The sequence below is a fragment of the Corallococcus caeni genome, assembly GCF_036245865.1.
Taxonomy (GTDB): domain Bacteria; phylum Myxococcota; class Myxococcia; order Myxococcales; family Myxococcaceae; genus Corallococcus; species Corallococcus caeni.
Window position 1 is genome coordinate 787,961 of the sequence record NZ_BTTW01000004.1, and the last position, 14,672, is coordinate 802,632.

Annotated in this window: 3 protein-coding genes; 1 reads left to right on the forward strand and 2 read right to left on the reverse strand. The window is 71.6% G+C overall.

What is annotated here, in order from left to right:
• Positions 1-43: 43 nt before the first annotated feature.
• Entirely contained in the window at positions 44-13,078 is a 13,035-nt protein-coding gene (locus AABA78_RS21320; RefSeq protein ID WP_338265098.1) for a non-ribosomal peptide synthase/polyketide synthase, read from the reverse strand.
• Positions 13,079-13,291: 213 nt separating this feature from the next.
• Between AABA78_RS21320 and AABA78_RS21325 the strand changes: the two genes are divergently transcribed.
• Positions 13,292-13,597: a hypothetical protein gene (locus AABA78_RS21325; protein ID WP_338265100.1), complete on the forward strand. Its 306-nt coding sequence runs from the start codon at positions 13,292-13,294 to the stop codon at positions 13,595-13,597.
• A gap of 3 nt (positions 13,598-13,600) precedes the next feature.
• Here AABA78_RS21325 and AABA78_RS21330 read toward each other — a convergent pair whose 3' ends face one another.
• A complete protein-coding gene (locus AABA78_RS21330) occupies positions 13,601-14,575 on the reverse strand; it encodes an NADP-dependent oxidoreductase (RefSeq protein ID WP_338265103.1) in 975 nt (324 codons plus the stop codon).
• Positions 14,576-14,672: the final 97 nt, after the last annotated feature.

Sequence of the window (14,672 nt, forward strand, 5' to 3'; positions counted from 1 at the left end):
TTCCTTCGTAAGGAGGTGATGGGCGCGCGGGGCGGGAAGGGGGCTAGAGCAGCTCCTCGACCCACTCCTGTTCCGTCCGCGCCGGCTCATCGGGTTGCGGCTTGGGGGCTGACCGCTGTTCAAGCCGCTGGCCCATCTTCGCCACGGTCGGGTCCTCGAACAGCGCCTGCAGGGGCAGCTCCTCCCCGAAGCGCGCGCGCAGCCTGGAGATGGCCTGCGTCGCCAGCAGCGAGTGGCCGCCAAGGCTGAAGAAGTTGTCGTGGATGCCGACCTTGTCCAGGCCGAGGACCTCCGCCCAGATCGCGGCGAGCTCCTGCTCCAGGGGCGTCCGGGGGGCGACAAAGCCTTCCTCGCTGCGAAGGGCCTGCGGCACCGGCAAGGCCTTCCGGTCCACCTTGCCGTTCGGGGTGAGCGGCAGGGCCTCCAGCGCCACGAAGGCCGAGGGCACCATGAAGCCGGGCAGCCGCTGCGCGAGGAAGGCGCGCAGCGCATCCGCGTCCGGGGCTGGCTGGTCCGGGGAGGGCACGCCGTAGGCCACCAGCCGCTTGTCGCCCGGAGCGTCCTCGCGCACCACGGCCACCGCCTCGCGGAGCGCCGGGTGGGCGCGCAGCGCGGCCTCCACCTCGGCCAGCTCGATGCGGAAGCCGCGCACCTTGACCTGGTTGTCGATACGGCCGAGGAACTCGAGCACCCCGTCCGGCCGCCAGCGCGCCAGGTCTCCCGTGCGGTAGAGGCGCTCTCCGGGCCGCGAGGAGAGGGGGTCGGGGATGAAGCGCTCCGCGGTCAGCTCCGGGCGCGAAAGGTAGCCGCGCGCCAGGCCGTCGCCGCCGATGAAGAGCTCCCCCGGCACGCCCACGGGTACCGGCCGCAGCCGCGTGTCGAGCAGGTACACCCGGGTGTTGGCGATGGGGTGGCCGATGGGCACCGAGGTGCCCACCTGCTCCGGCCGCGTCATGCGGTGGCAGGAGGTGAAGAGCGTGCTCTCCGTCGGGCCGTAGCAGGCGGTGACGGGAATGCCCAGCTCCTGGATGGCGCGGCGGACGTGAGGGGCGGAGACGACGTCGCCGCCGGTGAGCAGCTGCCGCAGGCCCCGCAGGCTGTCGAACTCCAGGTCCACCATCTGCGCGAAGAGGCCCGCGGTGAGGTGCAGGGTGGTGACGCCGTGGTGGCGCAGCACGTGGGCGAGCAGCTTCAGGTCGCCCGGGGACTGGGGCGGGAAGACGACGAGCCTGCCCCCGAAGAGCAGCGGACCCCAGACCTCGAGCGTGGAGGCGTCGAAGGAGATGGGGGCAATGAGGAGGAAGGTCTCCTCGGGGCCGAGGTGGGCGTAGTGGATGCCGTGGAAGAGGCGCAGGACGGAGCGGTGCTCGATGGCAACGGCCTTCGGACGCCCGGTGGTGCCGGAGGTGAACATCACGTAGGCGAGGCTGTCGCCGCCCAGACCGGGCACGTCGAGGGAAGAGTCCGGCTGGACGGCGAGCCGCGCGCGCCAGTCAGGGCCGAAGACGAACGAGGAAGGAAAGAGGGGCGAGAGTGCGTCGGCGAAGGAAGGCTGGGTGAGCAGCAGGTGGGCGCCGACGTCCTGGAGCATCAAGGCCAGACGCTCGCGGGGGTCGGAGGCGTCGAGCGGGACGTAGGCACCCCCCGCCTTGAGGATGGCGAGGAGGGAGACGATGAGCTCGAAGGAGCGCTCCAGGCAGAGGGCGACGCGCGAGCCGTGGCGGACGCCGAGGGAGCGCAGGTGGCCCGCGAGCTGGTTGGAGAGGGAGTCGAGCTGGCGGTACGTCAGGTGCTCGTCGCCGAGGACGAGGGCGACCGCGTCGGGAGTGCGCTCGGCCTGACGAGAAAAGAGGACGTGCAGCGGCGTGTCGCGCGGGTACTGCGCGCGCGTGTCGTTCCACGCCACCAGCACCTGCTGGCGCTCCACGGGCGTCAGGTGTGAGAGGGTGTCGAGGGGCGCGTCGGGCTCGGCGCACAGCGACTCGATGAGCACGCGGTGGTGCTCCATCATCCGGGAGATGGTGGCCGCGTCGAAGAGGTCGGTGCTGTAGCCGAGGGTGCCGGTGAGCCCCTCGGCCGTCTCCGTCAGGCTGTAGTCGAGGTCGAACTTCGCGGTCGTGGCTTCGAGCTCCTGGAGGCGCAGCCGCAGGCCTGACAGCTCCATCGCGCCCGTGGGCGTGTTCTGCAGCGCGAAGATGACCTGGAAGAGCGGCGAGCGGCTCGGGTCACGCCTTGGCTGGAGCTGTTCGACGAGCTTCTCGAAGGGGACGTCCTGGTGCTCGTAGGCGGCCAGGGTGGACTGCTTCACCTGACGCAGCAGGGCGCGGAAGGACGCGCGAGCGTCGATGCGGGCACGCAGGACGAGCGAGTTGACGAAGAAGCCGATGAGGCCCTCCGTCTCGGCGCGGTTGCGGTTGGCGATGGGGGAGCCAACGACGATGTCGTCCTGTCCGGAGTAGCGGGAGAGCAGGAGCTGGAAGGAAGCCAGCAGCACCATGAAGGGCGTGGCGCCCTCCTGCCAGGCCAGGGCCTGCACGGAGTCGGAGAGGGGCCGGGGCAGGCTGACGGGGAGCGAGCTGCCTTGGAAGGACTGGATGGCCGGACGAGGCCTGTCGGTGGGCAGCTCCAGCGCGGCGGGCATGTCGGCGAGCTGCTTGCGCCAGAAGTCGAGCTGGGACTGGAGGACCTCGCCCTGGAGCCATTGGCGTTGCCAGGCGGCGAAGTCCGCGTACTGCACGGGCAGCGGGGGAAGCGGGGCCGACTGGCCGGAGATGAAGGCCCGGTAGAGCGCCGCCAGCTCTCGCACCATCACGCCCACGGACCAGCCGTCCGAGACGATGTGGTGCAGCGTGACCAGCAGGGCATGCCGTGTGTGCTCCAGCCGCAGCAGGCGGACTCGCACCACGGGCCCGCTCGTCAAATCGAACGGGCGCTGAGCCTCATCGAGGGCCAGACGCCGGGCCTCGCGCTCGCGCTCCTCGGGACCGAGGTGCGTCAGGTCGATGAGGGGCAGGGGCAGCGGCACCGTGGGATGGATGACCTGGACGGGCACATCGCCGTTGCGCGGGAAGGTGGTGCGCAACACCTCATGGCGCTCCACCAGCGCGGTGAGCCCCTGCTCGAAGGCACGGAGGTCCAGCTCGCCCTCCAGCCACACCACTCCGGGCACGTTGTAGAAAGCGCTCCCGGGCTGGAGCTGATCAAGGAACCACAGGCGCTGCTGGGCGAAGGACAACGGCAGCGGCCAGGTGCGCGGCACCGGCACCAGTGGCGGCGCGGAAGGTGCTCCGCGCTGACGCAGGGCCTCCACACGCTCCGCGAGCGCGGCGACGGTCGGTGCGGCGAAGAGCTCCGCCAGCGGCAGCTCCACGCCGAACGTCGCGCGGACCCGGGAGACGACCTGGGTCGCGAGCAGCGAGTGTCCCCCCAGGGCGAAGAAGTCGTCCTCCGCGCCGAAGGTGTCGAGCTTGAGGACGTCGGCCCAGAGCGCGGCGAGCCGGTGCTCGGTGTCCGTGGAAGGCGGGCGCGAGGGGGCGCGGGCCACGGCGGACGCGTCGGGCGCGGGCAGGGCCTCGCGGTCCACCTTGCCGTTGGCGTTGAGGGGCAGGGACTCGAGACGCACGAAGGCCGCGGGCACCATGTACTCGGGCAGGTGCTCGAGCAGGGCGGCACGGAGCTCGGCCGCGGTGAGCGCGGCAGGAGTGCCCGGCACGACGTAGGCGACGAGGCGCTTGTCTCCGGGCACGTCCTCGCGGACCTGGACGAGGGCGTCGCGCACTCCGGGCAACTGGCGGAGCGCGGCCTCGACTTCGCCCGGCTCGATGCGGAAGCCGCGCAGCTTCACCTGGAAGTCGGTGCGGCCCAGGAAGTCCAGGGTCCCGTCCGCCAGCCAGCGCACCTTGTCACCCGTGCGGTAGAGGCGCGCTCCGGGCTCCGTGCCGAAGGGGTCGGGGAGGAAGCGCTCCGCGGTGAGGTCCGCGCGGTGGAGGTAGCCCCAGGCCAGGCCCTCGCCGCCAACGTACAGCTCGCCGGGCATGCCCACGGGTACCGGGTGCAGGGACTCGTCCAGCACGTAGGCCGTGGAGTTGGAGATGGGGCCGCCAATGGGGAGCGAAGCGCCGACAGGGGTCGCGGGCGCCAGGGGCTGGGACGTGGAGAACGTCGTGTTCTCCGTGGGGCCGTAGACGTGGAAGAAGCGCGTGCCCGGGCGCATGCGCAGCAGGTGCTCGCGAGCACGGGCCATGGGCATGGCCTCGCCACCCGCCAGCACCTGCGGCACGCCCCCCAGTGCTTCGCCGTGGTGCTGCACCATCTGGGCGAAGAGGGCCGTCGTGAGGAAGAGCGCCGAGACGCCGTGGCGCCGCAACAGGCCCGCGACCTCCTCCAGTGACAGGGCGTGGGGAGGCGGCAGCACGAGGCGAGCGCCGTGCAGCAGCGAGCCCCAGAGCTCCAGGGTGGAGGCATCGAAGGCGACGGGTGCGAGCTGGAGGAAGACCTCCTGGGGCCCGAAGCACATGTAGGAAGCGCCCAGCACCAGCCGCGCAACGGCGCGGTGAGGAATGCAGACGCCCTTGGGGCGGCCGGTGGAGCCGGAGGTGAACGTCACGTAGGCGAGGCTGTCGCCGCCCAGACCGGGCACGTCGAGGGAAGAGTCCGGCTGGACGGCGAGCCGCGCGCGCCAGTCGGGACCGAAGACGAAGGAGGAGGGGAAGAGGGGCGAGAGTGCGTCGGCGAAGCGAGGCTGGGTGAGCAGCAGGTGGGCGCCGACGTCCTGGAGCATCAACGCCAGACGCTCACGGGGGTGGGAGGCGTCGAGCGGGACGTAGGCGCCCCCGGCCTTGAGGATGGCGAGGAGGCCCACGACCAACTCGAAGGAGCGCTCCAGGCAGAGGGCGACGCGCGAACCGTGGCGGACGCCGAGGGAGCGCAGGTGGCCCGCGAGCTGGTTGGAGAGGGAGTCGAGCTGGCGGTACGTCAGGTGCTCGTCGGCGAAGACGAGGGCGACCGCGTCGGGAGTGCGCTCGGCCTGACGGGAGAAGAGGCGGGGGAGCGGCGTGTCGCGCGGGTACTGCGCGCGCGTGTCGTTCCACGCCACCAGCACCTGCTGGCGCTCCTGCTCCTGGAGGAAGGAGAGGTCGCGCAACCGGCGCGCCTCACCCGACGCAAGCCCCTCGAGCGCCAGACGCACGTGCTCCAGCAGCCGCGCGGCCGTCGCCTCGTCATGACGGGCGGTGTCGAAGGCCAGCTGGAGGCGGAGCTCCGCGCCCGGGACCACCGCGAGCACGAGCGGATAGTGGGTGCGCTCCCGCATGCGCACGTCCGTGATGGCCACCCCGGACGCGCGCTCCGTCAGGGCCGCGTCCAGCGGGTAGTTCTCGAAGACGAAGAGCGACTCGAAGAGCGGCGTCCCGCGTGGCACGTCGCTCCACGACTGCACCTGCACCAGCGGGCAGTGCTCGTGCTGCCGCAGCTCCACCTGCCGGGCCTGGAGTTGCTGGAGCCAGGGCACCACCTCCGTCCCCGGCTCCACCTGGACGCGCGCGGGCAGCGAGTTGATGAACAGACCCACCCTCTCCTCGATACCGGGCAGTTCCGGCGGACGGCCGGAGACGGTGACGCCGAAGAGCACGTCCTCCTCGCCGCTGTAGCGGGAGAGCACCAGCGCCCACGCGGCCTGCGCCAGCGTGCTCACCGTCAGCTCGTGCCGCCGCGCGAAGGCCTGCAGCGACGCCGTGACGTTCGCGGGCAGCTTCAGCACCCGCTCTCCTCCCTCCGCGACCGCCGCGCCCGCTGGGACCGGCTTCGCCCCTGGCAGCGGCGTCGGCGCGGTGAAGCCCGCCAGCGCCTTGCGCCACCACGGCTCGGAGCTCGCCGTGTCCTGCTGCCCCAGCCAGGCGATGTAGTCGCGGAAGGCCGGCGCGGGTTCCAGCCGGAGCGCCTGTCCTCGCGCCGCGGCCTCGTAGGAACCGAGGAGCCGCCGCAGCACGACGCCCACGCTCCAGCCGTCCAGCAGCAGGTGGTGGAAGCTCCAGACGCAGTGCCAGTCCTCCTCTGCCATCCGGATGACGGTCAGCCGCGCGAGCGGAGCCCGTCCCAGGTCGAAGCCACGCTCCCGGTCCTCGCGGAGGAAGGACTCCCACCGGGCCGGCTGCTCCGAGGCTGGCACCTGCCGCCAGTCCAGCTCCCGCCAGGGCAGCTCCACCTTCGGGGACACCCCCTGCAGCGGCTGCTCCAACCCCTCCCACACGAAGCGGGTGCGCAACACGGCCTCGTGTGCCACCACGGCTTCCCAGGCCTGCCTCAGCGCCGCGACATCCAGTGGGCGGATGGCCCAGGTGAGCTGCTCGAAGTAGTGGCCTCCGCGGGGCGCGAGCCGGGCGTGGAAGAGCATGCCCTGCTGGGTGGGGGAGAGCGGGTAGAGGTCCTCGAGGTCGGGCCCGGTCTGCCGCAGCAGCGACTCGAGCGATTGCTGGGAGAGGCCCGCGAGGGGGAAGTCGCCCGGGGAGAAGCGGCGGGCGTCCTCGGAGGCGCGCAGGGAGATGAGGGCGCGCAGGTGGTGGACGAAGCGCCGCGCCAGCGACTCGATGGTGGCCGCGTGGTGCAGGTGGGTGCTGTAGCCGAAGGAGAACTGGAGCTGCCCGTCGAGCACGGAGCCGTTGATCTCCAGTGCATGCGGGCGTGAGTCCGAAGGCGCGGCGGAAGGTCCCGTGGGCTCGGGGCTCATGGAGAACAGACGGCTGGCGGCGACCGTGCCATCGAGCTGGCCGAGGTAGTTGAAGGCAACCTGCGGCGCGGGGAGCGCCCGGAGCCGTTGGGCGATGTCCGTTGGCCCCAGCCACTTCAGCAGACCGAAGCCCAGGCCGTGGTGGGGCAGGCGGCGCAGTCCGTCGCGCACGCCGCGCAGGTCCTCACCGACAGAGCCGCTCGCGCGGACGGGCAGCAGCACGGGGACGAAGGAGGTGAACCAGCCCACGGTCCGTGAGAGGTCCACGTCGTCGAAGAGCTCCTCGCGGCCATGGCCCTCGAGGTGGACGAGGATGTGGGACTGGCCGGTCCACTCGCCCAGGGCGCGGGCCAGGGCGGAGAGCAGCAGGTCGTTGATGTGGGCTCGCCAGGCGGCGGGCACCTCCTGGAGCAGCAGCTTCGTCTCCTCGGCATCCAGGCGGACGGAGACGGAGCGCTCGGAGGCGTGGGTGTTGGGGCCGGAGGCGTCGGTGGGGAGCGGGGCCACCTGTGCGCGGGCCGCGTCCAACCAGAGCGGCGCCTCGGCCAGCAGGGCCTTGGAGTGGGCATGGGCCTCCATGCGGCGAGCCCAGGACTGGAACGAGGTGCTCTTGGGGGGGAGCACCGCCTGGAGATAGGCGGACTCGAGATCCTCGAGGATCACGCGCCAGGAGACAGCATCCACCACCAGGTGATGCGCGACGAGCAGCAGGCGCTGCTGGCCGTTGCCGAGCAGGAAGAGGGCGGCGCGCAGCAGGGGCGGCTGCGCCAGGACGAAGCGGGCCTGCAGGCGCGAGGCCTCGGCCTCGAGCGCGGCGGGCTGCTCGGAAGCGGGTGTGGAGGAGAGGTCCACCTGGAGCAGGTGGACGGACGCCTCGTCGGGGCTGGCGTTGTCCTGCATCCACTCGCCCTCGTGCCGGCGCAAGCGCAGGCGCAAGGCGTCGTGGTGGGCCACCACGCGCGCGAGCGCCCTCTCCAGGAGCGCGGCCTCCAGCGGCTCACGCGAGGCCAGGAGCACGGCCTGGTTGAAGTGGTGGACGTGGGCCGCGTCGTGCGCCAGCAACTGGCGCTGGACGGGGGTGAGTGGCACCAGGCCGGTGACGGGGCCCTGCTCGCCGAGCGCCTGGGATGCGGACTCCACCACCCGGGCGAGCTGCGCCACCGTCTGATGCTGGAAGAGCTGGCGGGTGGAGAGGGCGAGGCCGGCCTGGCGCGCACGCGCGACGACCTGGAGGCTGATGATGGAGTCGCCACCCAGCTCGAAGAAGTTGTCGTGGATGCCCACCTGCTTCAGCCCGAGCACCTGGGCCCAGCTGTCACACAGGCGCTGCTCCACGTCGTCGCGGGGCGCGACGTAGGCGGAGCGCGGCTCGGAGCGGGACAGGTCCGGGGCGGGCAGCGCCTTCCTGTTCACCTTGCCGCTGGCCGTCAGCGGGAGGGCCTCCAGGGGCACGAAGGCCGAGGGGAGCATGGACTCGGGCAGCTTCGTCTTGAGGAACTCACGCACCTCGGGGGAGGAGGGTGGCTGTCCACCCGAGGGCGGCACCCCGTAGGCCAACAGCCGCTTGTCGCCCGAGGCGCCCTCATGCACCACCACCACGGCCTGGCGCACCTGGGGGTGCTGCTCCAGGGCCGCTTCGAGCTCCCCCAGCTCGATGCGCAGCCCGCGCACCTTCACCTGGAAGTCGAGCCGGCCCAGGTACTCGATGTCGCCATCGGCCAGCCAGCGCGCCTTGTCTCCAGTGCGGTAGAGGCGGGCACCCGGCTCGGAGGAGAACGGGTCCGGCACGAAGCGCTCGGCGGTGAGCTCCGGGCGGGAGATGTAGCCGCGGCCCACCGGGATGCCGCCGATGAAGAGCTCTCCGGGCACGCCCGCGGGCACCGGCCGCAGGTGCGCGTCGAGGATGCGCATGAGGGCATTGGAGATGGGGCGGCCAATGGGGATGGAGCGGCGGCCGTGCTGGGGCTGGCAGTGGAAGGCGGTGACCTCGATGGCGGTCTCGGTGGGGCCGTAGAGGTTGTACAGCTGGGCGGAGGGCAGCCGCCGCAGGCAACGCCAGGCGAGCTCAGGGGAGATTGCCTCACCGCCGGACACCACCCGCCGCAGGCTGGAGCAGCGCTCCAGGCCGGGCTGCTCCAGGAAGGGATGGAGCATGGAGGGCACGAAGTGCGTGGTGGTGATGTGCTGCTCATGGATGAGGCGCAGCAGGTAGTCGGGCTCCTGGTGGCCACCGGGGCGGGCCATCACGAGGCGCGCGCCCACGATGAGCGGCCAGAAGAACTCCCAGACGGAGATGTCGAAGCTGTAGGGCGTCTTCTGCAGCACGACGTCGTCGGGGCCCAGCCCATCGACTTGCTGCAACCAGAGCAGGCGGTTGCAGACGGCGCGGTGGGCATTCATGGCGCCCTTGGGGCGGCCGGTGGAGCCCGAGGTGAAGATGACGTAGGCGAGGTTGTCGGGAGCGGCCAGGGCTGAGGGCGGGTGCGTGGGCAGGGCGCGCAGCGACGCGTCCCCGAGGGCCAGGGACACCACGGAGGACCCCGGCGCCTCCGGCAGGTGGGCCATCAATGCGGGCTGCGCCAGCAGCACCGCGGGACGCGCATCCTCCAGCATCCACTCCAGGCGCTGGCGGGGGTAGGCGGGGTCGAGGGGGACGTAGGCGCCGCCGGCCTTGAGGATGGCGAGGAGGCCCACCACCAACTCGAGGGAGCGCTCCGCGCACAGCCCGACGCGCACCTCGGGGCCGACGCCGAACGAGCGCAGGTGCCAGGCCAGTTGATTGGAGCGCTCCTCCAGCTCGCGGTAGGAGAGCCATGCGCCCTCGAAGCCCAGGGCCGGTGCTTCCGGTGTGCGCGCCACCTGGGCCTCGAAGAGGTGGTGGATGCAGGTGTCGGTGGCCAGGGACGCGCGGGTGTCGTTCCATGCCACCAGCACCTGGTGGCGCTCGGCCTCGGTGAGCAGGGGCAGCTCGGCGATGCGCTGCTCGGGCCGGGCGAGGACGCCCTCCAGCAGCAGCCGCAGGTGGCCCACGAGGCGCGCCACGGTGGCGGGCTCGAAGAGGTCGGTGGCGTACTCCAGTGAGCCCGTCAGTCCCCGCGCGGATTCGGCGAGGGAGAGCTTGAGGTCGAACTGCGCGGTGCGGCTCTCCAGCTCCACGGGGTCCAGCGTCAGCCCGGGGAGGGAGAGGGCCGGCAGGGGGTCCGGCTGGAGCACGAGCATGACCTGGAAGAGGGGGCCGCGGCCCAGGTCGCGCGCGGGCCGAAGCTGCTCCACCAGCTTCTCGAAGGGCACATCCTGGTGGGCGAACGCGCCCAGTGTGGTCTCTCGCACCCGCTGCAGCAGCTCGCGGAAGGAGGGGTTGCCCTCCAGTCGCGTTCGCAGCACGAGCGTGTTGACGAAGAAGCCGATGAGGCCCTGCGTCTCGGGGCGGGAGCGGCCCGCGATGGGGGCGCCGACGCTGAGGTCCTCCTCCCCTGAGTGACGGTGCAGCAGCACCTGGAAGGCGGCCAGCAGGAGCATGAAGGGGGTGACGCCCTCCTGCCAGGCCAGGGCCTTGAGCGCCTCCCACGTCGCGGCGGGCACTCGCACCGGGACGCTGGCGCCGCGGTGGTCCCGCACCGGCGGCCGCGGCTTGTCGGTGGGCAGGTCCAGGTGAGCGGGAGCGCCGGCCAGCTGCTTCCTCCACCAGGACAGCTGTCGCTCCAGCTCCTCACCCTGCAGCCACTGGCGCTGCCAGAGGGCGTAGTCGGCGTACTGGACGGGCAACGGGGGAAGGGGTGAGGGCAGGCCCTGGCGGAAGGCCGCATAGAGGGAGGCCACCTCGCGCACCAGCACGCCCATGGACCCGCCGTCGGAGACGATGTGGTGCATGCACAGCACCAGCACGTGCTCGGTGTCGGACAGGCGCAGCAGGGTGGTGCGCAGCAGCGGGCCGCGCGTCAGCTCGAAGGGGCGCAGGGCCTCCTCGTAGGCCCGGCGCAGCACCTCGGCCTCACGCTCTTGGGGGGCAAGCGCGCCCAGGTCCACCCGGGCCAGCGCCACGTGGGCTTCGGGGTGGATGCGCTGGGAGGCGAGTCCGTGCTCGGAGTGGAGGGTGGTGCGAAGCGACTCGTGGCGGCGGACCAGCTCGGCGAAGGTGCGCTCCAGGGCGGAGGTATCCAGCACGCCGCGCAGCCGCACCGCCGCGGGGATGTTGTAGAGCGCGCCGCCCGGCTCCAGCTCGTCGAGGAACCACAGCCGCTGCTGGGCGAAGGACAGGGGCAGGGACTGCTCGCGGGAGGCACGAGGCAGGGCGCCGGTGGAGTCCCGGCGCGCGCCGGCGAGCCGCCCCGCCAGCTCGGCCAGCGTGGACCCGCCCAGCACGACATGCAGGGGCAGCGCCACGCCGAGGCCCTGCTCCACCTCGTACGTCAGCTCCACCGCCGCCAGCGAATCCAGGCCGTAGCGGGTGAGCGGCTCATCCCGCGCCACCGCCGGTGGGGCCACATTCAGCCGGCGGGCCAGCCGGAGCCGCAGCCACTCCTCCAGGGCCTCTGGCGTCGCCGGTAGCGCCTCGGGCCCGGCGGCGTCGCGCGTGCGGGTGGCGGGCGCCACCTCGGGCACGTCGGCCTGCTGCTCGCGCCAGGAGGCCACCTCCTGCAGCTCTCCCGAGAGGAAGGCCGCGCGGCACGCCCGGCGCTGGAGCTTGCCGCTGGAGGTCTTGGGCAGGCTGCCAGGAGCGATGAGGGTGAGCGCGTGCAGCCGCAGCTCATGCACCGTGGCCACCTGCTGGCTGAGGGCGCGCGCGACCTCCTCGACCGCCACGGGCTGCCGGCGCGTGTCCACCTCGCACACCAGCACGAGCCGCTCTTCTGTCTCCACCTCCACCGAGAAGGCCACACCACACCCCGGCCTCAGCGCGGCGTGAGCCTGCTCCGCCGTCAGCTCGATGTCCTGGGGGTGGTGGTTGCGACCGCGGACGATGATGAGGTCCTTGATGCGGCCGGTGATGAAGAGCTCCTGGCCCTGGAGGAAGCCCTGGTCCCCGGTGCGCAGGAACGGCCCGGCGCCGTCGGAGGTGCGCGCCTGGAAGTCGCGCGCGGTGTCTTCGGGACGGCCCCAATAGCCCTGGGCCACGCTCGGGCCCTTCACCCACACCTCGCCCACTTCGCCGGAAGCGCAGGGCACGAGCGTCTCCGGGTGCACCACGCGCACTTCCTGGTCCTGGAGCGAGTGCCCGCAGCCCACCAGGGTCTGGCTGTGCGGTTGCCCGGGCCCGGCCGGCTCGGCACGGCCCTCGCGCAGCCTGCGCGTGTCCAGGGACTGCCGCACGGGGAGCGCGCCCACCTCACCGCCAGAGACGATGAGGGTGGCCTCGGCCAGGCCATAGCAGGGGTAGAAGGCCTCGCGGCGGAAGCCGCTGGGGGCGAAGGCCCGGGCGAAGCGCTCCAGGGTCTCCGGGCGGATGGGCTCGGCGCCGCAGAAGGCCACCTCCCAGTGGCTCAGGTCCAGGGAGGCGCGCTCGGCCTCGGTCGTCTTTCGCACGCACAGGTCGAAGGCGAAGTTGGGCCCGCCGCTGATGGTGCCATGGGTGGCGGAGAGCACCTCCAGCCAGCGCATCGGCCGCCGCAGGAAGGTCAGCGGCGACAGGAGGGTGGTGGCGAAGCCTCCGTACAGCGTGCCGAGGATGCCGCCGATGAGCCCCATGTCATGGTAGGGCGGCAGCCAGATGACGCCCGCGCTGTCCGCGCGCATGCGGAACGCGCCGTGGATGAGGCCGAGGTTGTGGAGGAGGTTGGCGTGTGTGAGCTCCACCCCCTTGGGCGTCCCGGTGGAGCCGGAGGTGTACTGCAGGAAGGCCAGCGAGGCCGCCCGCGGCGGCGGCCTTCGCCAGCCCGCCTCCGCTCCCTCCGGTAGCGCGTCGGTGGCGACCCAGCGCAGCGCCCTCAGCTCCGGCGCCAACTCGCAGAGGGCCTCCGCCATGGAGGCGATGAATGCGGTGGTGAGCACCACCGTGGCCTGGGCATCCTGAATAATGGCTTGCAGTCGCGGCAGCGTGCGCTCGAGCCGGAGCGGATCCGGTGGATATGCAGGCACCGCCACCATGCCCGCCGCGAGGCAGCCGAAGAAGCCGGTGACGTACTCCAGTCCTGGAGGGTAGATGAGCACCACTCGCGCGCCGGGCCTTGCGTGCTGCTGGAGGTCCGCGCCGATGGCCCGTGCCCGCCGCAGGAGCGTGGCCCTGTCCATCGACTCCTGCTCGCCGTCCTCGTCCCCGACAAAGGTGAACAGGGGCGTGGTGGGGCCCTGTTCCGTGCGTTCCTCGAGCAGGGTGGACAGTGTCGAGATGCCAGCGGCAGCAACGGAGGGCTTCATTCTCAGGCTTCCTCATGCGTGGCCCGGACCGATTTGGCCAAGCACCTTGGAGTTCAGCTGTTGCTGTCAATCCGGACCTTAGGCAAGTCGTGTCCTTCCTCCAACCTCCAATGGACGTTGGTGGATTCCACTCGTTTTGGCGCTCTACGGTTGGGCTTTGGAGTTTGTCTTTCGTTCAGGCGGCCCGGGTTCTTCGCCGCTATCCTGGTCACCATGACCGGACCGCGAGCGAAGACCTGTGCGACGTGCGGGCGCGTCATCGCGGCCCATGCCGTCTACTATCGCTTCAGCCTGGTGTTGGAAGGGGAGCAGGACATCCTCGACCCCTCGGATGACTTGTCTGGCGATCCCGCGGAGGCGCTCGCGGCGTTGGTCCGGCGGTTGGATGAGGGTTCCGCGGACCCCGGTGAGCTGGAGGCTCAGGTGCACTGGGAGCGCAGCGGGGTCGTCTGTTCTGAATGCCGCTCCGTGGCGGTGCGGATGCTCAGCACCCCCACGGAGGACACGGGCCCGCACTGAGGGTCACTGGATCCGGAGCGTGTACTTGCCCAGGTGGTGCTTGAGCACCTCCTGCTGCGCCTTCGCGGCTTCCTCCAGGGCGTAGCTGCGGCCGATCTCCAGGTGGAAGGGCCCGGCTTCAATCAGCGCGTTCATGCGTTTCAGGACGTCCGCGCCGGGGATGCCGTCGTAGGGGATGCCCTGGATGCCTTCGGGGACCTTGGGCGCGGGCTCCACTCCGTTCGGCCAGGCGACGCGCCCTCCCTTTCGCACGTGCTGGAGCGCCTTCTCCGCGGCGTCGCCACTCGCCAGGACCAGCGCCGCGTCGAAGCCTTCCTTCGCGAACTCATCGCAGACCTTGTCCACGTCTCCCTTGCGGCCATCCACGACCGCGTCCGCTCCCAGCCTCCGGGCCAGATCCACCCCGTCCTCGCCCGACGCCACCGCCAGCACCTTCGCGCCCATCCTCTTCGCGAACTGCAATGCCATGTGGCCAATGCCTCCGTTGGCGCCGAAGATGAGCAGGCGTTGCCCTGACTTGAGCTGGAGATGGTCCTCCAGTCCCCGCAACGCGGTGATTCCATCCGCGGCGAGCGCCGCCGCCTGCTCCACCTTCAGCCCCTTGGGAATCCGCGCAGCCTGGTCTCCCTTCACGGCGACGTATTCCGCGTAGAACCCTCCCTTGGTGCTCAGGAACGCGGAGCCGTAGACCTGGTCGCCCACCTGGAGGTCCTTCACGCCCTTGCCCACGGCGACGACTTCTCCCGCACCGTCGGCTCCGGGGACGTAGGGGAACTTCGGGCCTCCCGGGAGCATCTCGGCCATCTGGCCCTCTCGCTCCATCCAATCCCAGGCGCCGATCCCCGCCGCCGCGACGCGGACGAGGACTTCATCATCTCCGCAGGTGGGCACGGAGACGGTCTTGATGCCCAGGACCTCTGGCCCGCCGAAGCGGTCGAGCGCAGCGGCCTTCATCTTGTCGGGAATGCTTGCTGGCATGCTGTGACTCCTTCACGGGGAATGCCTGTCCACGGAGACGATGCGCACTCCAGGTGACACGACCAGCAGCCGCAGTCCCCCCGGGCGCCTATCCCCT

Excerpts from the sequence above, each read along its gene's own strand:
- AABA78_RS21320 (WP_338265098.1), bottom strand. The coding sequence starts at position 13,078 with ATGAAGCCCTCCGTTGCTGCCGCTGGCATCTCGACACTGTCCACCCTG.
- AABA78_RS21325 (WP_338265100.1), top strand. The coding sequence starts at position 13,292 with ATGACCGGACCGCGAGCGAAGACCTGTGCGACGTGCGGGCGCGTCATC.
- AABA78_RS21330 (WP_338265103.1), bottom strand. The coding sequence starts at position 14,575 with ATGCCAGCAAGCATTCCCGACAAGATGAAGGCCGCTGCGCTCGACCGC.